At 70.5% G+C, this 19,089-nt stretch carries 17 protein-coding genes; 6 read left to right on the top strand and 11 right to left on the bottom strand.

Annotated features, from left to right (window positions below; genetic code table 11):
• Nucleotides 1–119: 119 nt before the first annotated feature.
• Nucleotides 120–668, bottom strand: a complete 549-nt coding sequence (locus ACGFZS_RS37720) for a cysteine hydrolase family protein (protein WP_393798890.1) — start codon at nt 666–668, stop codon at nt 120–122.
• Between the two features lie 95 nt (nt 669–763).
• Between ACGFZS_RS37720 and ACGFZS_RS37725 the strand changes: the two genes are divergently transcribed.
• Entirely contained in the window at nt 764–1,330 is a 567-nt protein-coding gene (locus ACGFZS_RS37725) for a GNAT family N-acetyltransferase (protein WP_393798891.1), read from the top strand.
• A gap of 16 nt (nt 1,331–1,346) precedes the next feature.
• On the opposite strand, the gene ACGFZS_RS37730 is transcribed toward ACGFZS_RS37725, so the two are convergent.
• From ACGFZS_RS37730 to ACGFZS_RS37770, 9 genes are all read right to left on the bottom strand, one after another.
• Nucleotides 1,347–2,882 (bottom strand): type VI secretion protein, encoded by a 1,536-nt coding sequence (locus ACGFZS_RS37730; RefSeq protein ID WP_393798892.1) that lies wholly within the window; start codon nt 2,880–2,882, stop codon nt 1,347–1,349.
• Between the two features lie 12 nt (nt 2,883–2,894).
• Nucleotides 2,895–4,310 (bottom strand): ATP-binding protein, encoded by a 1,416-nt coding sequence (locus ACGFZS_RS37735; RefSeq protein WP_355724438.1) that lies wholly within the window; start codon nt 4,308–4,310, stop codon nt 2,895–2,897.
• A 14-nt stretch (nt 4,311–4,324) separates the two neighbouring features.
• The gene (locus ACGFZS_RS37740) at nt 4,325–5,884 is read right to left on the bottom strand and encodes an SCO6880 family protein (RefSeq protein ID WP_393798893.1); all 1,560 of its coding nucleotides are present in this window, start codon (nt 5,882–5,884) and stop codon (nt 4,325–4,327) included.
• The gene (locus ACGFZS_RS37745) at nt 5,881–7,224 is read right to left on the bottom strand and encodes a hypothetical protein (RefSeq protein WP_393798894.1); all 1,344 of its coding nucleotides are present in this window, start codon (nt 7,222–7,224) and stop codon (nt 5,881–5,883) included. The genes ACGFZS_RS37740 and ACGFZS_RS37745 overlap by 4 nt, the downstream gene beginning before the upstream one ends.
• Entirely contained in the window at nt 7,214–8,044 is an 831-nt protein-coding gene (locus ACGFZS_RS37750) for a hypothetical protein (protein ID WP_393798895.1), read from the bottom strand. Before ACGFZS_RS37750 ends, ACGFZS_RS37745 begins: the two co-directional genes overlap by 11 nt.
• A gap of 140 nt (nt 8,045–8,184) precedes the next feature.
• Nucleotides 8,185–8,493, bottom strand: coding sequence for a hypothetical protein (locus ACGFZS_RS37755; protein WP_351328461.1), 309 nt, complete (start codon nt 8,491–8,493; stop codon nt 8,185–8,187).
• Nucleotides 8,494–8,838: 345 nt separating this feature from the next.
• Complete coding sequence (locus tag ACGFZS_RS37760; RefSeq protein WP_393798896.1) at nt 8,839–10,146, bottom strand: peptidase S8; 1,308 nt, start codon at nt 10,144–10,146, stop codon at nt 8,839–8,841.
• 382 nt (nt 10,147–10,528) lie between these two features.
• Nucleotides 10,529–11,893, bottom strand: a complete 1,365-nt coding sequence (locus tag ACGFZS_RS37765; protein WP_393798897.1) for a peptidase S8 — start codon at nt 11,891–11,893, stop codon at nt 10,529–10,531.
• A gap of 271 nt (nt 11,894–12,164) precedes the next feature.
• Nucleotides 12,165–12,767, bottom strand: a complete 603-nt coding sequence (locus ACGFZS_RS37770) for a TetR/AcrR family transcriptional regulator (protein WP_393798898.1) — start codon at nt 12,765–12,767, stop codon at nt 12,165–12,167.
• 90 nt (nt 12,768–12,857) lie between these two features.
• On the opposite strand from ACGFZS_RS37770, the gene ACGFZS_RS37775 reads away from it, so the two are divergent.
• From ACGFZS_RS37775 to ACGFZS_RS37795, 5 genes are all read left to right on the top strand, one after another.
• A complete protein-coding gene (locus ACGFZS_RS37775) occupies nt 12,858–13,793 on the top strand; it encodes an oxidoreductase (protein WP_393798899.1) in 936 nt (311 codons plus the stop codon).
• A 95-nt stretch (nt 13,794–13,888) separates the two neighbouring features.
• Nucleotides 13,889–14,653 carry an SDR family oxidoreductase gene (locus tag ACGFZS_RS37780; protein WP_393798900.1) on the top strand — a complete coding sequence of 255 codons (765 nt, stop codon included), beginning with the start codon at nt 13,889–13,891 and terminating at the stop codon, nt 14,651–14,653.
• A 98-nt stretch (nt 14,654–14,751) separates the two neighbouring features.
• Nucleotides 14,752–15,519: a trypsin-like serine peptidase gene (locus ACGFZS_RS37785; RefSeq protein ID WP_393798901.1), complete on the top strand. Its 768-nt coding sequence runs from the start codon at nt 14,752–14,754 to the stop codon at nt 15,517–15,519.
• 73 nt (nt 15,520–15,592) lie between these two features.
• Nucleotides 15,593–16,612 (top strand): bifunctional lytic transglycosylase/C40 family peptidase, encoded by a 1,020-nt coding sequence (locus ACGFZS_RS37790; protein WP_365695101.1) that lies wholly within the window; start codon nt 15,593–15,595, stop codon nt 16,610–16,612.
• Nucleotides 16,613–16,804: 192 nt separating this feature from the next.
• The gene (locus ACGFZS_RS37795; protein ID WP_393798902.1) at nt 16,805–17,497 is read left to right on the top strand and encodes a phosphatase PAP2 family protein; all 693 of its coding nucleotides are present in this window, start codon (nt 16,805–16,807) and stop codon (nt 17,495–17,497) included.
• Nucleotides 17,498–17,518: 21 nt separating this feature from the next.
• Here ACGFZS_RS37795 and ACGFZS_RS37800 read toward each other — a convergent pair whose 3' ends face one another.
• Nucleotides 17,519–19,078 (bottom strand): FAD-binding oxidoreductase, encoded by a 1,560-nt coding sequence (locus ACGFZS_RS37800; protein ID WP_393798903.1) that lies wholly within the window; start codon nt 19,076–19,078, stop codon nt 17,519–17,521.
• Between the last annotated feature and the right edge of the window lie 11 nt (nt 19,079–19,089).

Genomic DNA, 19,089 nt, shown 5'->3' on the forward strand with positions numbered 1-19,089 from the left:
CCGGAAGCTAAGCCTTACAGCGCCGATGGTACTGCAGGGGGGACCCTGTGGGAGAGTAGGACGCCGCCGAACAAATATTGGGAAAGGCCCACGCCATATGGCGTGGGCCTTTCTGCGTTTTAGAACGTCACGTCCGCTGTGTCGACCGTGCCGCCCTTTCGGCCCGGGGCCTCCTGCCACTGCCAGTAGAGGTTCGTGTGCGCGATGACCTGCTGCGGGGGCGGTGCGCCGTACGGGGAGAGGTCCTCCGTGGTGTGGGCGTCGGCGACCAGGGTCGCGTCGTAGCCGCGGACCATCGCGCCGTGCAGGGTGGAGCGGATGCAGGCGTCGGTCTGGGCGCCGGTGACCACCACGCGGCCCACGCCCTGTTCGGCCAGCACGGACTCCAGGTCGGTGTCCTCGAAGGAGTCGCCGTAGCGCTTGTGGACGAGGGACTCGGTGGCTTCGCGGACGAGTTCCGGGACGTACTGCCAGGGGGCGCTGTCCGGCTTCAGCTCATCGCTGGAGTGCTGGATCCAGATGACGGGGACCGCCTCGGAACGCGCTCTGGCGAGCAGGGTGTTGATGTTGGCGATGACTTCGTCGCGGTTGTGGGAGCCGGCCACCACCCCGTTCTGCACGTCCACGATCAACAAGGCGGTGTTCGGACGGTTCGGAAGGGTCGTCATGACGTTCACAGTAAGCGCGGGCACGGACAACGGCTCCGGCCCGGGCGGTCGTAAACGAGATGAGTGGGGTGACCGGTGACGGCTACCGTGGCCGCATGAACGCTACGACCAGCGGTGATTACGTCATACGTGCGATACGAGCCGATGAGTGGGAGGCCGTGAAGCAGCTTCGGCTGGTTGCTCTGCGGGACCCGGTGGCGGATATCGCGTTCATGGAGACCTACGAGGACGCGGTGGAGCGGCCGGACTCGTTCTACCGGGAGCGGGCCGCTCGGTCGGCCGAGGAGCTGAGCGGGGCGCGGCAGTTCATCGCCGAAGCGGCGGACGGGGTGTGGGCCGGGGGCCTGACCGTGCTGGTCGAGGAGGCCGGGACGACGGACTGGGCCGGGTTTCCGGTCGAGGGGCGGCAGGGGCATGTCGTCGGGGTGTTCGTACGGCCCGGGCACCGGGGGAGCGGGTTGATCGAGGCGATGCTCGACGCCGGAGTGGCGTGGGCGCGGGAGCGGGGTGCGGAGCGGGTGCGGCTGCTGGTGCACGAGGACAACGCCCGGGCCCAGGGTGCCTACCGGAAGGCCGGGTTCGTGCCGAGCGGGGTGATCGTGGAGCTTGAGGCGGATGCGGGGAAGAAGGAGTTCGAGTTCGTGCGGGAGTGGCCGATCTAGATCGGCCTGGAGCGGGTCAGACCGGCAGGTTCCGGTGTGGCCAGCGGGAGCGGGCCTGTTCGTGGGAGCGGAGCAGGGCGAGGGTCGGCAGGCCGTGGTCGGTGCCGGCGGCCAGCAGGTCGGGGAGCTGGGGGAGCGGGGCCACGGCCGCCACGTCGTCCAGGACCAGGGTCAGTGGTGGGTCGAGCCGACCGGAGGATGACCGTTCGGCCATGCGCCGGCCGTGCTCGACCACGCTGGAGACGAGGGCCGTCAGGAGGGGCATGGCGCCGGGGTTGGTCCTGGGGTCCTCGATGGATTCGCCGACCACATAAAGCGTGCCCCCTTCATCGATGAAGGAATCCAGGGCGAGGGCATCGGATCGGTTCGGTGTGCAGGCCTCGCGGATGTTGACCGTGAAGAGCGCGGCGAGCGCCCGGGCCGTCAACTCCTGGGCGATGTCCCGGCGTTCCGGATGGGACGTGAGGGCGGCTTCCAGCTCGCCGGCCGCGCCGGGGGCCGCCTTCGGGTGGGTGCGGAGGGTGCGTACGGCGTCCTGGACGCCGGTGCCCTGGGCCCAGCGGTGGACGTGGCGGATCGTGCGGTTCTCCAGTGCGGCGGCGTGCAGATAGCTGCGGAGGAGCGTTTCGGCCGTGTCCGTGACCGCTTGGTCGATCTTCGCGGTGGGCTTCACGGGGGTGAGGAGGGCCTGCGCGCGCTGGACCGCCGTCTGCTTGTCCGCGCAGCCCGCCGTGGGGGACCAGTGGAAGCGGGCGGGGGTGTCGCAGAGGTGGTTCGGGTCGTAGAGGAGGGCGGGGCCGAGTTTGGCCCGGGCGTCCTTGGTCTCCGACCAGAGGGCGGGGTTCGAGGTGACGACGACGGCGGGGCCGAGTGCGTCCTGGATGGTCCGGGTGGCGGTGGCCTGCCGGCTCTCCCGCGGGGCGATGTGGATTCTCGCCCATCCGACCGTCTGCCCGACTGTCTGCCCGACTGTCTGTTCAGCGCCGACCGGTAGGGGGGCGTAGGGGCCGATGGCGGGCACCGGCTGTTCGATCGCGGTGGTCGTGGGGACGGCCGGGACGGTGGGGACGGTGGGGACGGTGGGGACCGCGGGTTCCGGCAGGGGGGTTGTTTCCTGCGCCCGCAGCGCCCCCGTGCGCGGTTCCGGGACCTCGGCGGGTGTTCTCCTCGCCTCGGCTCTGCGTCGTCTTCGTCCGGCTCGCCAGCGGGCCACCGTCCCCATGACGAACACGGTGAGGACGAGCAGGACCATCAGCTGCCCGATGAACAGGCCCCAGAACAGCCCCCACCCCGACAGCTGGGCCGCCGGGGTGTCGGGCCAGGCGCCCGCGATGTCGTGGGGTTCGCCGATGAGGTGGCGCATCGCGGGCGGGGTGTGGGTCAGGTTGACCGTCGAGGGCCAGCCGCCGTGGGCGAACCAGGCGGCCAGTCCCGTCGCCGTCCACACCAGGACGGTGATGCCGAGCAGGAAGCCGAGTATGCCGATCAGCAGGCCGTCGGGAATCCCGCCGCCGCCCTGCTGTTCGCGCTCCTGCCGAGGGTCCGGTCTCACGGACGGTCCTCCCTACGCCACCGTCGATTCGGAGTCGCCGAGGTGCTGCTCCACGAAGGCCGCCGCCCGCTGCTCCGCCTCCAGCTCGGCGGCGCGCAGCACGTCGTCGGCGTCGGAGAGGTCGCTGGACGACTCGGTCATCGCGCGGTCCGTGAAGACGAGGGGGCGTTCCGTCTCGGTGACCAGGTGTTTGACTACCTGGACGTTGCCGTTGACGTCCCAGACCGCGATGCCCGGGGTGAGGGTGGGGATGATCTCCACCGCCCACCGGGGCAGGCCCAGTACCCGGCCGGTGGCCCGTGCCTCGTCCGCCTTCTGGGCGTAGATCGTCCTGGTCGAGGCCATCTTCAGGATCGCCGCGGCCTCCTTGGCCGCCGCGCCGTCCACGACGTCGGACAGATGGTGGACGACCGCCACGAAGGACAGGCCGAGCCGTCGGCCGAACTTCAGCAGGCGCTGGAACAGCTGGGCCACGAAGGGGCTGGCGATGATGTGCCAGGCCTCCTCCACCAGGAAGATGCGCTTCTTGCGGTCCGGGCGGATCCAGGTGTGCTCCAGCCACACGCCGACGATCGCCATCAGGATGGGCATGGCGATGGAGTTGCGGTCGATGTGGGACAGGTCGAAGACGATGAGCGGGGCGTCGAGGTCGATGCCGACCGTCGTCGGGCCGTCGAACATGCCGCGCAGGTCACCGTCGACCAGGCGGTCGATGACCAGGGCCACGTCCAGGCCCCAGGCGCGTACGTCGTCTATGGCGACGTTCATCGCCTCGGCCGACTCCGGCTCGGGGTGTCGTAGCTGCTCGACGATGTCCGTCAGGACGGGCTGGCGGTCGAGGATCGTCTCGTTGACGTACGAGTGCGCGACCTTGAGGGCGAAGCCGGAGCGTTCGTCGAGGCCGTGGCCCATCGCGACTTCGATGATGGTGCGCAGGAGGGCCAGCTGGCCGGTCGTGGTGATCGCCGGGTCCAGCGGGTTGAGCCGGATGCCGTGGTCCAGGGCCGCCATCGGGTCGAGCCGGATGGGTGTTATCCCCAGCTCTTCCGCGATGAGGTTCCATTCGCCGACGCCGTCCTCGCCCTGGGCGTCCAGGACGACGACCTGGCGGTCGCGGAAGCGGAGCTGGCGCAGGACGTAGGTCTTCTCCAGGGCCGACTTGCCGTTGCCGGACTCGCCGAGGACCAGCCAGTGCGGGGCCGGGAGTTGCTGGCCGTAGAGCTGGAACGGGTCGTAGATGTAGCCCTTGCCGGAGTACACCTCGCGGCCGATGATCACGCCGGAGTCGCCCAGGCCGGGGGCGGCCGTGGGGAGGTAGACCGCCTGGGCCTGGCCGGTGGAGGTGCGGACGGGTGAGCGGGTCGTCTCGACCTTCCCGAAGAGGAAGGACGTGAAGGCTTCGGTGAGGACGGACAGCGGGTCCCTCATCAGCGCATCAGCCTCTACCTTCGGATTCCGGTGGCGAAGGGCAGGGTGTTCACGAAGGCGCGGTGGTGCTCGCGGTCGCACCACTCCAGTTTCAGATACGACTTTCCGGCGGACGCCCTTATCGTGCGCTTGTCGCGGTTGAGGGCCTCGGGGGTGCGCGAGGAGACCGTGATGTAGCCGACCAGGTTGACGCCGGCGGCGCCGCTGGCCAGGTCCTCGCCGCGCTGGTCGAGGCGGTTGTGGGCGGCGATGTCGCGGGGGTCGACGGTCCGGTTCATCTTGGCGGCGCGGCTCGCCTCCGCCTCGTCGTTCGTCTTCTCCGTGAGCATGCGCTCGATGGCGATCTCGGTGGGTTCGAGGTCCATGGTGACGGCGACCGTGCGGATGACGTCCGGGGTGTGGACCAGGAGCGGGGCCAGGAAGTTGACTCCGACCGGGGTCATCGGCCATTCCTTCACCCAGGCCGTGGCGTGGCACCAGGGCTCGCGGGTGGCGGACTCGCGGGTCTTCGCCTGGAGGAACGTGGGCTCCATGGCGTCGAGTTCGGCCGGCCAGGCGTTGCGCTGGGTCATCGCCTGGATGTGGTCGATGGGGTGGTCCGGGTCGTACATGGAGTGGATCAGGGACGCGAGACGGCCCTGGCCGAGGGGCTGTCGTACCCGGATGTCCGCTTCCTGGAGGCGGGAGCAGATGTCGGTGAGCTCGCGGGCCATGACGACCGCGAGGCCGGAGTCGCGGTCGAGTTTGCGGCCGGCCTGGGGGCGGGCCGCGCGGGCCATGGCGTGGGCCTCGGCGGCCAGTTCGCGTGAGTAGTGCATGCAGGCGACGAGGTAGGCGCGGTGCTGCTCGCTGCTGGTGGAGACCATGGACTGCAGCTGGTCGTAGGACTGCGCCAGCCAGCCCGGGGCCTTCTCGTCGCCGCGCTGGGAGACGTCCTTGGCGTGGGCGTCGGGGTCGGCGGGGAGGGTGCGGGCGAGCATCTGGAGGCGGGTGACGAAGCCGTCGCCGTTGGCCACGTGCTTGAGGAGGGTGCCGAAGCGGTCGACGAGGGCTTCCTGGTCCTCGGAGTCGCGCAGGCCGACGCCGGGTCCCTCGATCTCGATGGCCGCGGTGACCGTCTTGCGGTCGGCGTGCAGGAGTACGGCGATCTCGTCGGGGCCGAAGGGCGCGGCGAGCCAGCTGATGCGGCCGATGCCGGGCGGCGGGCCGATCTCGACCTCGCGGCCGTCGATCCGGGTGCCGGCCTCGCTGGCGGTGGAGCGGTAGACGGTGCCCGCGCGGAGGGTGCGCTTGTAACTGCGGTTGATCTCGAACCACTTGTAGAACGTGCGGCGCTTGTACGGCACGTAGACCGCGGCCAGCGCGAGCAGCGGGAAGCCCATGAGCAGCACGATGCGCAGGGACAGGACGGGGACGAGGAGCCCGCACATCATGCCGAGGAACGCGCCGACGATGATCAGGCCGATCTCGCCGGACTCACGGTTCCTGCCGACGATCGCGTTCGGCCGGGCGCGGCCGATGAGATACGTACGGCGGGGCGTGATCGGATGGGACAGGTGGGACTCGGTCGTCAACGCCCTTCACCTCCGGAGCTGTTGTTGCGGGTGTTGCCGGCGTGCGGGGTGTTGGCCGGGCTGGGCGCGCGGGGTGCGGGTGCGGCGGAGGGGACAGATCCGCCGCCACCACCGTTCGGGGTGCGGGTGCTGTGCGCGGCGACGCCGCCCGAGACCGGGTTGGAGGGGCGGGCACCGGAGGATCCGCCGGTGGAACCGCCTCCGCCGTTGTTGTCGGCGCGGGCGCTGTGGGTTCTGATGCCCTGGGCGACGAGGTTGGCGGGGCTGCTGATGACGGCGGCGGCCTTGCCTTCGGCGCCCTGCATGATGCGGTTGTTGCGGCCGGCCGCGATCTCGTCGCCGAAGCCGGGGACGAAGCGGTAGATCATCGCGCTGGCGAAGATGGCGAGCAGGATGATGGCGAGGCCGGAGACGACGGCGGCCATCGAGTCCGGGCCGTTGTCCGCGGCCAGTGCTCCGGCCAGCCCCAGCACGATCACGATCACCGGTTTCACCAGGATCACGGAGATCATGATCCCGGCCCAGCGGCGGACATGGCCCCACAGGTTCTTGTCCACGAGCCCCGAGTACACGACGACGCCGAGCAGTGCTCCGACGTAGAGCAGGACGGCCCGCAGGAACAGTTCCAGGTAGAGGACACCGGCGGCGAGGATCGACACGAGCGAGACCAGGATCAGCATGATCGGGCCGCCGCCGATGTCGTCGCCCTTCTTGAGGGCGTCGGAGAAGGTGCCGAAGAACACGTCGGTCTGGTCTCCGGTGCCCTTCGCGAGGACGTCGGTGACGGCGTCCGTCGCCGATACGACCGTGTAGAGGATCAGCGGGGTGAACGCCGAGGCGAGCACGGTCAGCCAGAGGAAACCGACGGCTTCCGAGATGGCGGTCGTGAGCGGGACGCCCCGAACGGCTCGTTTGGCGACGGCCAGCAGCCAGAGGACCAGGGTGAGGATCGTCGACGCGGCGAACACGAGGGCGTACTGCTTCAGGAACGCGCCGTTCGTGAAGTCGACGCTCGCGGTGTCCTTCACGGCCTTGCTGAGCACGTCGACGGTCCAGGACGCGGCCTTGGCACAGCCCTGCGCGAGCGAGGAGAGCGGGTCGAGGGTGGAGGTGAGGGGGTCGGTGGTGGAACCGCCGGAGCCGCCCGATCCGCTGTCGTTCTCGCAGAACTGCTTCGCCGTGCCGTTCAGCAGGCCGCAGGCGTCGCTGCTGGACGATGCGCTGGGGGAGGGCGAGGGGCTGGGGGCGGCCACGGCCTGGGTGGCCAGTAGTACGACGGCTGTCTGGGCGGCGGCGGCCAGGCCGGCGAGCCCGAGGACACGGCGCGCGCTACCGGGCATAAGTGAACCCTCCGTACTGCTCGACGGCCTTGCTGATGGCATCGGAGGTGGCGGCCTGGTCGTCGCCGGGAACCGGCGCCGGTCCGTCCGTCTGGGAGTCCGCGCTGACCTTCCAGTCGTTGTCGGCCCACTGGAGGTCGAAGGTCCAGGTCTTCCAGGTGGTGGTCACCGGGTTGGTCGAGGACGTGCCGGACATGCCGGCGAGCCCCATGTACCAGACGGACACCTGGGCGTCGCTGTCGCCGTACTGCACGACCTTGGTGCCCACCGGAACCGTCCGGGACACGAAGGTGCTGCCCTTGGGCGGGTTGCCGTTGGCGTCGAGGCCCATCTTGCTGAGCAGGCCGGTCGAGTAGGCCGCGTCCATCGGGCTCTGGAGCTTGGCCGCCGCGGCGGAGGTGTAGAGGGCGTTCACGATGCGGTGGCGGCTGTCCTTGTTGAACATGCCGGTCGAGCCCAGTGTCACGGCGTAGTTCGCCGCCGCGCTCTCCGCCCCCTGGCGGGTGTGGGCGAAGCCGGTGGGGATGCCGGCGTTCTTGGTGTCGACCGGTTTGGTGCCGCTGGCGGCGGTGGAGGAGGTGACCGGCTGGCTGCCGGACCCACTGCCGTTGGACGAGGACGACGTGGAGGAGGAGTTGTCGCCGTCGCCTCTGTTCGCGAAGGCGATCGCCGCGATCAGCAGGACGACCACGCCGACGACCGTGACCAGGCTCCGTGAGGAGGAGCGGCCGCCGCGCCGGGCGCCGCCGTAGGGGTCGTCGGGCAGGCGCGTGCGGGTGTGGCCGGTCTCCGGGTAGCCGGGCTCGTCTCCGAGGCTCATGCCGGGTACTCCCCCTCCACGTCGTACCGGAACGCGTAGCAGTACGACGGTAGCCGTGCTGGTTCCCGCGCGGGCGCGGTGTGGTGACTCGACATCAGGGAAACGCAACCTCGGAGCGGGGGAGACGGAGGTTCAGGCGGCTAGACGGCCATGCCGTACACGATGGTGAACAGGGTGCCGAGTGAGCCGATGATGAAGACTCCGGTCAGTCCGGCGATGATGAGGCCCTTGCCCTGTTCGGCGCTGAAGGTGTCCCGGAGGGCCGTCGCGCCGATGCGCTGTTTGGCGGCACCCCAGACGGCGATGCCGAGGCAGAGCAGGATGGCTACGGCCATGACCACCTGGATCATCGTCTTCGCCTCGTTGCCCAGGCTGCCGAAAGGCCCCCAGTCCGGAGCGATACCGCCGATGATGGTGTTGATGTCTCCCTTGTCGGCCGCGTAGAACATGTAAGTCACCGCCCCTGGTGGGTAGTTCTGTCCGCCCCTGCTCGGTGCAGAGGTCACGCATCATTCTCGCCGACAACGGCGCCGGAGTATGTCGACTTGACGTCATTGATTGGCGGGTTTCGTACGAAGGGATCGTACGGTCACTCTGTGTATCACGGCAGGTCACGCCGGGCAATGAGGACTGGGCGGAACCTGTGGTGTGGTTCCGTCGTTGACCTCTTTTACCGCCTGGTGAGGTTTTTGACGGCCAGTCGGGTGAATGCCACCGTCCCGATGTTCTCATGACGAACGGGTCGCGGCTGGTTGCCGCGACCCGTGAGCCCGTGCGGGGGATGGAGCCGGTTACTAGTTGGCGAAGGCGCTGATGCCCTCGGGGGTGCCCCAGCCGGTCGGACCGTCGTAGCCGGTCTCGGCCGTGCAGAAGTACGCGGTGGAGCAGGAGCCGTTGTAGCCGCTCGTCACGTCGTTGAGGGACGAGGTGCCCGCGTAGTCGTAGGGGTACTGGGCCGGGTAGGTGCCGCTGGCCGGGGTGCCGGCGAGGGCGTAGACGCCGGCGATGATCGGGGCGGAGACGCTGGTGCCGCCGAAGGTGTACCAGCCGGCGGTGACGCCGTAGGAGTCGTAGACGGAGACGCCGGTGGCGGGGTCGGCGACCGCGGAGACGTCGGACTCCATGCGCTTGGTGCAGCCGGTGTCGGTCTGCCAGCTGGGCTTGGCGTCGTAGGAGGAGCAGCCGGAGCCGGTGCCCTCGGAGCTGGAGGTGCGCCAGACGGTCTCGGTCCAGCCGCGGGTGGTGGAGGAGGTGGAGAGCTTGGTGCCGCCGACGGCGGTCACGTACTGGGAGGTCGCCGGGTACTCGGCGCCGTAGTCGCTGTCACCGGAGGAGACGGTGATGGCGACGCCCGCGTGCTTGTAGTACGAGGTGTCGTACGTGGTCTGCGAGGAGGACTCGGAGCCGCCGTAGGAGTTCGACACGAACTTGGCGCCGAGGGCCACGGCCTCGTTCTCGGCGGTGCCGAGGTTGGCGTAGCTGGCACTGGTGGCCTCGACGAGCGTGATGTTGCACAGCGGGCAGATCGCGGAGGCCATGTCGAGGTCGAGGGAGATCTCCTCGGACCAGCCGGCGTCGGACGAGGGGAGGGAGGTGGTGGAGCCGGTCTGGGAGACCTTCTTGAAGCAGCCGTTGGCCGTGGTGCAGGCGGAGAGGCCGTAGTACGAGCGGTAGGTCGCGAGGTCGGCCTCGGCGTTCGGGTCGTTGTACGCGTCGACGATCGCGATGGTCTCGCCGGAGCCGTTGGAGGCGGCGGCGGAGGTCAGGCCGTAGGCGGACCGGAGGTTGGTCGGGCTGTAGCCGGACGGGGTGGAGGCGTCGGCGGCCTTGGGGGTGATGCCCGTCTTCGCGGCCTGCTGCTTCTGGAAGGCGGTGAGGCCGCCGGTGACGCGGTAGGACTTGCAGGTGAGGTCGCCCGAGTGCTTGGGGGTGGCACAGGGGGTGGCGACGTAGGTCACCTTGCCGGCCGCCGTGGCGGCCGCGTCGGCCTGGACGGCGGTGCCGAAACCGGCGAACACCAGCGCGGCCGTGGCGGCCACGGCGGTGCCCAGTCGGCGCCAGCCGCGGTGCAGCGAGGATCTGTTGGGGGGAGTGGAACGCATGCGTGCAGCCTCCTGATGTTCCTGAATGGGGTGGAACAGTTCGAACAGGGGCGGTGCGGGTGCGATCTGGTGCGGCGGTCCGCGACGAGAATCCTTTGTTGAGTACGCGACAACAAGAGCCGTCGGGAATCCTGACTTCCGCATTGCCGAACACGGCGTCCGCGTGACCGTCCGATGGCGGCCCGTTGGACTGCGGGTGACGGGCGCTTGACTCAACTCACAGCTGGTTCACGGGAGTTGCAAAGGCGCGAAAAACGGGCCACGGCCGGCTGCCGTGGCCCGTCTCTCTTTCCCTGCCGCCGAGGGGACCCCACGTCCCCCTCACGGTGGCGGCTCCCCGTGACCCGACGGGGAGGTCATGCGGTTTCCTGCGGTGCGGGGCTCAGCCGGTGAAGGCGTCGGTCCCCTCGGGGGTGCCCCAGCCGGTCGGGCCGTCGTAGCCCGACTTGGCGGTGCAGAAGTACGAGGTGGAGCAGGTGCCGTTGTTGCCGCTCGTCACGTCGTTGAGGGCGGAGGTGCCGGCCGCGGCGTACGGGTACTCGGCCGGGTAGTCGCTGCTGCCCGGGGTGCCGGCCAGGGCGTAGACCGAGGCGATCAGCGGCGAGGAGGCGCTGGTGCCGCCGTAGGTGTTCCAGCCGGTGCCGTCGTCGCCGTAGGAGTCGTAGACGGAGACGCCGGTGGCCGGGTCGGCGACCGCGGAGACGTCGGCGATCATGCGCTTCGAGCAGCTCGCGTCGGTCTGCCAGCTGGGCTTGGCGTCGTAGGCGGAGCAGCCGGAGCCGGTGCCCTCGGTGGAGCTGGTCTTCCAGACCGACTCGGTCCAGCCGCGGCTGTTGGAGGAGGTCTTCAGGGCGGTGCCGCCGACGGCGGTCACGTACCGGGAGGCGGCCGGGTACTCGGCGCCGTAGCCCTCGTCACCGGCGCTCGCGGTGATGGCCACGCCCGCGTGCTTGTAGTACGAGGTGTCGTACGTGGTGTCCGAGGAGGACTCGGAGCCGCCGTAGCTGTTGGAGACGAACTTGGCGCCCAGCTTGACGGCCTCGTTCACCGCGGTGCCCAGGTTGGCGTCGGAGGCCGACTTCGCCTCGACCAGCAGGATGTTGCAGTTGGGGCAGGTCGCGCTGACCATGTCGAGGTCGAGGGACTCCTCGCCGGCCCAGCCGCTGTCGGCGGACGGGAGCGAGGTGGTGGAGCCGGTCTGGGAGACCTTGGTGAAGCAGCCGTTGTCGGTGGTGCAGTCCGACAGGCCGTAGTACGAGCGGTAGGTCGCGAGGTCGGCCTCGGCGTTCGGGTCGTCGTAGGCGTCGACGATGGCGACGGTCTCGCCCGAGCCGTTGGAGGAGGCGGCGTCGGTCAGGCCGTAGGCGGACTGGATGTCCGAAGGGCCGTATCCGGTGGGGGAGTCGGAGGCGGCGTTCGGCTTGACGGTCTTGGGGGCGATGCCCTTGAGGGCGGCCTGCTTCTCCATGAAGGCGGTGGTGCCGCCGGTGACCCGGAGGGCGTCACACGCGGCGAAGCCCTTCTTCGGGGTGGCGCCGCAGCCGGCCTTCTCGTACTGGACGTGGGCCTTCGCGACCTGGGCGGCGATGGCCTTGGTGCTGACCTTGTGGGTCGCGGTGTCCGCGGCGCTGGCATGGGCGGCGGTGCCCAGGCCGGCGGCGGCGAGTGCCGCGGTGGCGGCGACAGCGGTGCCTATCCGGCGCCATCTGCCGCTGGTGTGGGGGGTGTTGGGGGTGGTCGTACGCAACGTACAGCCTCCTGGAAGAAGGGACAGAGGCCTGCGGGTGGGGGGACCACCGGTGTGGTTGCCGGTGGGGGCGGCGGCCCGCGACGACCATCGCCTTGTTGGGTACGCGACAACAAGATGACTTTCGGAATCCTGACTTCCGCGTTACTGAAGCGCGGCAAGGGCTTACTGATCATTGGCGGCCGGATGGCCGGAAGTTGGGGTCCGGTTGACCTGAACTCCCGCCGGGGCAGCGGTCAATGCGCGTTGATCGGGGCGTATCGAGGTGCTGTCAGCGGGGCTTGAGGCCGTGCAGCAGAAGGTGGACGTAGCCGTCCAGGCCGGCCAGGGCCTCGTCCGCGGGCAGGGCGTCGGCGGCGATCAGGCTGGCGAGGCCGTGGATGCCGGCGGCGGCGGCGAGGGTCAGGTGCTCCGGATCGCCCTCGACGATCTCGCCGCGCCGCTGCGCCTCGGCGGTGAGCCGGACGAAGGAGCCCAGGGACAGGTCGGCCGCGTCGGCCAGCTGGGTGTCGATGTCCGGGGCGTGCTTGCGGGCGAACATCAGCTCCAGCAGCTCGGGGTGGTCGACGGCGAAGGTGAGATAGGCCCGGGCGAGCCCGGTGAGCCGGGGTTCGAGGGGTGCGTCGGGGAGGTCGGCCGCGACCAGGGCCCGGTTCAGGCGGTCGTATCCGCCGAGCGCGAGCGCGTCCAGCAGGGCCTGCTTGTCCTTGAAGTGGCGGCCGGGGGCGGCGTGGCTCACCCCGATGTCGCGGGCCAGTTCACGCAGGGACAGGGCGGCGGCGCCCTTCTCGCGCAGGGTGCGTTCGGCGCTGGCGAGCAGGGCGGAGCGCAGGTCTCCATGGTGGTAGGGGCGGCTTTGCGACATGGGGGGCATCGTATCCCGATGTAGTCGCCGTCAGCATTGTTGTCGCCGTCATCTTTGTTGTCGTTGACATCATTGTTGTCGACGCCTACATTGGCGGGCATGGCTGAGAAGAACGACACCAAGAACCGCAAATGGAACGTCACCGACCTCCCCGACCTGTCCGGCCGTACGGCCGTGGTCACCGGGGCCAACAGCGGCCTCGGCCGCACGGCGGCGGACGCGCTGGCCCGGGCGGGCGCGCATGTCGTGTTCGCGGTACGCGACCCCGAGCGGGGCCGCGCCGCCGCCGCGCGGGTGCCCGGCAGCACCGAGGTGCGCCGCCTCGACCTGGCGGACCTCGCCTCCGTGCGGGCCTTCGCCGAGGGCTGGCAGGGGCCGATCGACCTGCTCATCAACAACGCCGGCGTGATGATGCTCCCGGAGCGGCGCACCGCCGACGGCTTCGAGATGCAGTTCGGCACCAACCACCTGGGCCACTTCGCGCTGACGAACCTGCTGCTGCCCCACGTCACCGACCGCGTGGTCACCGTCTCCTCCGGTCTGCACCGCGGCGGCGACGGAGTGATGCACTTCGACAACCTCGATCTGCGCGGCGCCTACAGCCCCACCCGCGCCTACGCCCAGTCCAAGCTGGCCAACCTCCTGTTCACCCTGGAACTCCAGCGCCGGCTCACCGAGGCCGGCTCCCCGGTCCGCGCCCTGGCCGCGCACCCCGGCTACGCGGCGACCAACCTGCAGAGCCACACCGCGAACCCGCTGGCCCGCCTGGGCATGCGCCTCGGCAACCGGCTCTTCGCCCAGGACGACGTCGCGGGCACCCTCCCCACCCTGTACGCGGCGACCCAGGACCTGCCGGGCGCCAGCTATCTCGGTCCGGACGGCATGGGTGAGATGCGGGGCGCGCCGACCCTGGTCGGCCGCAGCCGGGCGGCGAGCGACCCGGTGGCCGCGCGCCGGCTGTGGACGCTGTCGGAGGAGATGACGGGGGTGAAGTGGGCGCTCGGAGCGGGTCGTGTGAACGTCGGGACGGAGTGAACGCCCAGGTGGTGGACGCCCGGCGGCCGGCGGGCCACCGCCGGATACGGTGAGCCGGTACGACCCGATACGACGGTTCTCCGGGAGGTGGCCGCATGAGCGCCGGCGCCGTGGACTTCACCCTCACCGGACGCACCGCCCTGGTGACCGGCTCGGTCCGGGGACTGGGCCTGGAGATGGCGCGGGGCCTGGCCGGAGCCGGTGCGCGGGTGGTCCTCAACGGCCGGGACACCGCCTCGCTGGAACCGGCGGTCGACCGCCTGCGCGAGGACGGACTCGACGTCCTGGGAGCGGCGTTCGACGTCACCGACCGGGAGGCGGCCGAGGAGGCGGTGACCGCCCTCGGCGCCCTCGACATCCTGGTCAACAACGTGGGCCACCGCGACCGCAGGGGCGTCGAGGAGATGCCCCCGGACGAACTCTCCGCGATGCTCGACACCCACCTGACCTCCGCCTACGCGCTGAGCCAGACGGTCGCCCGGGGCCTGGCCGCGCGCCGCACACCGGGCCGCATCATCAACGTCTCCTCGGTCGTCGGCCAGCTCGGCCGCACCGGGGACGTCGCCTACGCCACGGCCAAGGCGGGCCTCGACGGCCTCACCCGGGCGCTCGCTGCCGACCTGGGCCCGAGCGGTACGACGGTGAACTCGGTGGCGCCGGGGACCTTCGCCACGGAGGTCAACGCGGAACTCGCCGAGGACCCGGAGTGGGCGCGCTGGCTGCGCACCCGCACGGCCCTGGGCCGCTGGGGACGGCCGGCGGAGATCGCGGGGATCGTCGTCTTCCTGGCCAGCGACGCCGCGTCCTTCATCACCGGACAGACCGTCGCGGTGGACGGCGGGATGACGACCACGTTCTGAGCCGGAGCGCCGGTGCCACGGCCGCAAGGGCGGTTCACAGATAAATCTCAGTGAAGTCGGGAACCGTTTCTCACCTTTGTGGGAGACAGTGGGCGCTGATGAAGCGCACCTCACGCATCTCCGCCCCCCTGCGCCGCGTCGCACTCTGCGCGGTGGTCGTTCTGGTCGCCACCTCGGCCTCCGTCGCGGCCGCCGATGAAGCGGCGGGGCCGTTCGGGGTGACCGCGGTGGTCGGGGCCACGGCGGAGAGCGCGCGAGTCGGGGCGCTGTTCAGCGCCGACAAGACCGGGAGCCTGTCCGGCAACCACTTCTGCACCGCGTCCGTCGTGCACAGCCGGCAGCGGGATCTCCTCGTCACCGCCGCGCACTGCGTCGACAGCGACGACGGCAGCCTCGTCTTCGTGCCGGGGTACCGGGACGGGCAGGCGCCGTACGGGGTGTGGAAGGTCGGGAGGCGGTATCTGCCCGACGGGTGGGCGCACGGCCAGGACGAGGACAGCGATGTCGCCTTCGCCGTCGTGGACGAGCTGGACGGCAGGCGGGTCGAGAGCGTGACCGGCGCCAACCGCTTCGCCAGCGGGGTCGCCACCGGGGCCACCGCCGTGACCGTCACCGGGTATCCCAACTCCCGCGAGGTACCCATCAGCTGCACCAACAGGCCCGTCGCCCACAGCGCCACCCAGCAGCGCATCGACTGCCCCGAGTTCACCGGCGGCACCAGCGGCAGCCCCTGGGTGAACGGCGACCACGAGGTGGTCGGCGTACTGGGCGGCCACGAGCAGGGCGGCTCGACCGCCGACACCTCCTACAGCGTCGTGCTCGGGACCGAGGCCGCCGAGCTGTACAAGGACGCCACCGGGGACTGAAACGGCGTCATGTGCGCCGTCTTCCTGTGAAATACCGCCACTCTCGGCCGAAATGGCGTTGAACAGCCCTGACATGGGGGAGGGTTGGGGCGTGCGGAAAGTATGGGTGATCGGTGGCGCGGCGGTCGGGCTCGGGCTGAGCTTCGTGATGCTGCTGGTCGTCGGCGTGTACGTCGTCGCCGGGAACCTGCTCGGCGGGGTCGGCGGCGGCACCAAGGCGCTGGCCAAGGGATCCGTGCCGGCCGCCTACTCCGCGCTCGTGCAGAAGTGGGGCAACCTCTGCTCCGCCATCAACCCCGCCCTGCTCGCCGCGCAGCTCTACCAGGAGAGCGGCTTCAACCCGAAGGCGCAGAGCGCGGCGGCCGCGCAGGGGATAGCGCAGTTCATCCCGGGGACCTGGGCCACCCACGGCATCGACGGCGACGGCGACGGCGACCGCGACGTCTGGGACCCGAACGACGCGATCCCGTCGGCGGCCTCCTACGACTGCCAGCTCGCCTCGTACGTCAAGGACGTCCCCGGCAACGTCTCCGACAACATGCTCGCCGCCTACAACGCGGGGGCGTACGCGGTCATCAAGTACAAGGGCGTGCCGCCGTACAAGGAGACCCAGAACTACGTCAGGACGATCACCACCCTGGAGGACAGCTTCGCCGCGCCCGTCAGCCGGCTCTCCCCGACCAAGCAGGCCGCCGGTGCCATCGACTTCGCCCAGAAGAGGCTTGGCACTCCCTATCTCTGGGGCGGCACCGGCACCGCCGCGCAGAGCGGCCGGTTCGACTGCTCCGGCCTGACGCAGGCGGCGTACGCGAGCGTCGGGATCACGCTGCCCCGGGTCGCCAACGACCAGTACAACGCGGGCCCGCACCCCTCGCGCAGCGAACTGCTCCCGGGCGACCTCGTCTTCTTCTCCACCGACCTCAGCAACTCCCGGGCCATCCACCACGTGGGGATGTACGTCGGTGGCGGGTACATGATCGACGCGCCGTACACCGGAGCGGTCATCCGCTTCGACCCCATCGACAGCGCGGACTACTTCGGAGCCACCCGGGTCACCGCGGATGGCGCGAAAGCGCTCCCCACGGCGGTGTGAACCGAGTGTGAAACCCTCCCCTGAGCTGCGGCTTTGTATCTCTCTTCGATAACGTCTGCGTGATCATTCGGTGGAGGGTGGAACGAAGGGGCGTAGGCCGTGCGTTCCTGTTGACATAGCCGACCACGGGGGTGGCAGCGAGCGACGCACACGAGGTGCGTCCCGGAACGACGACGAAGGGGCCGCAGCGCGATGGCTGTACTCGCCGAATCCGGATCCAACCCCGACGTCGACCTGCTCTACGACATCAACGGCCTGGCCAAGGACGCGCCGCACTGGTTCGACCGGGGCATGGCGTTCGTCGGGGAGTACGGGCTGCTGATCGCCATGGTGCTGCTGGTGCTGGGGTGCTGGTGGTCCGTGCGCCGCCGGGGCGACGAGGACGCGCCCGCCACGGTCGCCGCCCTGGTCTGGGCCCCGCTCGCCGCCGCGATCGCCGTCCTCGTGAACGTTCCCATCCGCGGCTTCGTCGAGCGCCCCCGGCCCTTCCTCGCCCACCAGGGCCTCGACGTCCTGGTCTCCGGCAAGACCGACTACTCCTTCGTCAGCGACCACGCGACCATCACCATGGCCCTGGGCGTCGGCCTCTTCGTCGCCAACCGCAGGTTCGGGGCCGCGGGGATAGCGCTGGCCCTGCTGGAGGGCTTCTGCCGGGTCTACATGGGCGTCCACTACCCCACCGACGTCATCGGCGGCTTCGCCCTCGGCACCGCCGTCGTCCTCCTCCTCTCCCCCCTCGCCTCCGCCCTCCTCACCCCGGTGATGAAGGCCGTGGCCGGATCCCCCCGCGTCGGCTGGATCGTACGGACGCGCTCGGCCACGGTCGGCGTCGTCCCGGAACCCCGCTCCGGCCTGGAGTCGGAGGAACGGGACCTGGCGGCGTAGGGGGGGCGCTTCCCGGCGCTTCTACAACCCCTGCGCGTAGGAGAAGAACCTCTCCGGGTCGTACTGCTGCTTCACCTTCCCGAGCTTGGTCACGGCGTCCCCGTAGTACGCCTTCTTCCAGTTCGCCAGCGTCGGGTCCGCGTAGTTCTGGTACGCCGCGCCCGAGGCGTACGGCTTCATCGCGGCGTGCGCCGAATCGAGCCACGCCTGGCCCGTGCTGCCGGAGCCCCCCGCCCCCCAGGACACGATGTACTGCGCCAGCATCCGCGACCGGCGGTGCACGAACGCCGTCGCCGTCGGCGAGACCCGGTTGACCGCGCCGCCGAGCGCCGTGAAGGCGATGCTGCCCGCGCCGCCCCGGACCGAGCCGATCTGCCGGAGGACCGTCTGGATGCCGGCCGCCGACAGCGAGCGGTCGAAGAAGTCGGAGCGGGCCGTGTAGGTCTCCCGGCCCAGCCTGCCCTGGGTGGAGCGGCCCGGGGTCGAGCCCGGCAGGTGGCACTGGGCCTGGGTGGCGAAGGAGGAGCAGCCGGCGTAGATCTCCATCGCCTCCTCGTAGCCGTGGCGGCGCAGCGAGACGGAGGAGGCGTTGGCGCCGGCCTTGTGGGCGAGGGCGTCGACCGCGTTCTGGAGTTCGCCGTAGGTGCCCATCGAGAAGCAGGCGACCGAGACGCGCGGGCCGCTGCCCGAGTTCTCCAGGTGCAGGGCGGACCAGATCTCGTCCGGCTGGGCGGGGCCCCACTCCTGCCAGGCCTTGAGGACCTGCGCCGCCTTCGCCCAGGGCCAGGTCAGGTACGCCGTCACACCCTGCGGGGTCGGGTGGGTCCTGAACCGCAGCTCCGTGACGACGCCGAAGTTGCCGTTGCCCGCGCCGCGCAGCGCCCAGAAGAGGTCCTTGTTGCTGCTCGCGTTGGCGACGACCTGGCTGCCGTCCGCGGTGATCAGGGTCGCCTGGGTGAGGCTGTCGCAGGTCAGGCCGTACGCGCGGGACGCGACCCCGTGGCCGCCGCCGAGCACCAGGCCGGAGACGCCGACCGTGGGGCAGGAGCCCGCCGGGATGGTCACGCTCTTCGCCGCGAGGGCCCGGTAGACGTCGATCAGCTTGGAGCCGGCGCCGACGACCGCCGTGCCGCCGCTGACGCGGATCCGGTTGAGCTTGGAGACGTCCACGATCAGGCGGCCGTTGCCGGAGGAGTAGCCCGCGTAGGAGTGGCCGCCGTTGCGGATGGAAACCTTCAGGGAGTGCGCCTGGGCGTACGACAGGGTGGTGCGGATGTCGTCCGCGTGGGCCACGTAGGCCACCGCCGCCGGCTTCAGGCCGTCGAAGCGGGTGTTGTAGAGCTGGTGCGCCGTGGTCCAGGACGTGTCGCCGGGGCGGACCAGGGTGCCGTCCAGGGCGTGGGCGAGGGCGGTCCAGTTGGCCGCGGCCGCTGCGCTGGTGGTCTTCAGTGCCGTACGAGAGGATGTGGACGCGAGTGGCGCGCCGGTGGTCCGCGAGGTGTCGCCGCCGGAGCTGCACCCCGTCAGCGCGGTCGCCGCGAGGGCGGCCGCCCCGCCAGATATGAAGGTACGCCGTTCCATGCCCGTGCCTT

It is taken from the genome of Streptomyces sp. NPDC048288 (assembly GCF_043201555.1).
Lineage (GTDB): Bacteria > Actinomycetota > Actinomycetes > Streptomycetales > Streptomycetaceae > Streptomyces.

What these genes read in the sequence shown, in the direction of transcription:
- ACGFZS_RS37720 (WP_393798890.1), bottom strand. Translation starts at nt 668, where the DNA reads ATGACGACCCTTCCGAACCGTCCGAACACCGCCTTGTTGATCGTGGAC.
- ACGFZS_RS37725 (WP_393798891.1), top strand. Translation starts at nt 764, where the DNA reads ATGAACGCTACGACCAGCGGTGATTACGTCATACGTGCGATACGAGCC.
- ACGFZS_RS37735 (WP_355724438.1), bottom strand. Translation starts at nt 4,310, where the DNA reads ATGAGGGACCCGCTGTCCGTCCTCACCGAAGCCTTCACGTCCTTCCTC.
- ACGFZS_RS37745 (WP_393798894.1), bottom strand. Translation starts at nt 7,224, where the DNA reads ATGCCCGGTAGCGCGCGCCGTGTCCTCGGGCTCGCCGGCCTGGCCGCC.
- ACGFZS_RS37750 (WP_393798895.1), bottom strand. Translation starts at nt 8,044, where the DNA reads ATGAGCCTCGGAGACGAGCCCGGCTACCCGGAGACCGGCCACACCCGC.
- ACGFZS_RS37755 (WP_351328461.1), bottom strand. Translation starts at nt 8,493, where the DNA reads ATGTTCTACGCGGCCGACAAGGGAGACATCAACACCATCATCGGCGGT.
- ACGFZS_RS37760 (WP_393798896.1), bottom strand. Translation starts at nt 10,146, where the DNA reads ATGCGTTCCACTCCCCCCAACAGATCCTCGCTGCACCGCGGCTGGCGC.
- ACGFZS_RS37770 (WP_393798898.1), bottom strand. Translation starts at nt 12,767, where the DNA reads ATGCCCCCCATGTCGCAAAGCCGCCCCTACCACCATGGAGACCTGCGC.
- ACGFZS_RS37775 (WP_393798899.1), top strand. Translation starts at nt 12,858, where the DNA reads ATGGCTGAGAAGAACGACACCAAGAACCGCAAATGGAACGTCACCGAC.
- ACGFZS_RS37780 (WP_393798900.1), top strand. Translation starts at nt 13,889, where the DNA reads ATGAGCGCCGGCGCCGTGGACTTCACCCTCACCGGACGCACCGCCCTG.
- ACGFZS_RS37785 (WP_393798901.1), top strand. Translation starts at nt 14,752, where the DNA reads ATGAAGCGCACCTCACGCATCTCCGCCCCCCTGCGCCGCGTCGCACTC.
- ACGFZS_RS37790 (WP_365695101.1), top strand. Translation starts at nt 15,593, where the DNA reads ATGGGGGAGGGTTGGGGCGTGCGGAAAGTATGGGTGATCGGTGGCGCG.
- ACGFZS_RS37795 (WP_393798902.1), top strand. Translation starts at nt 16,805, where the DNA reads ATGGCTGTACTCGCCGAATCCGGATCCAACCCCGACGTCGACCTGCTC.
- ACGFZS_RS37800 (WP_393798903.1), bottom strand. Translation starts at nt 19,078, where the DNA reads ATGGAACGGCGTACCTTCATATCTGGCGGGGCGGCCGCCCTCGCGGCG.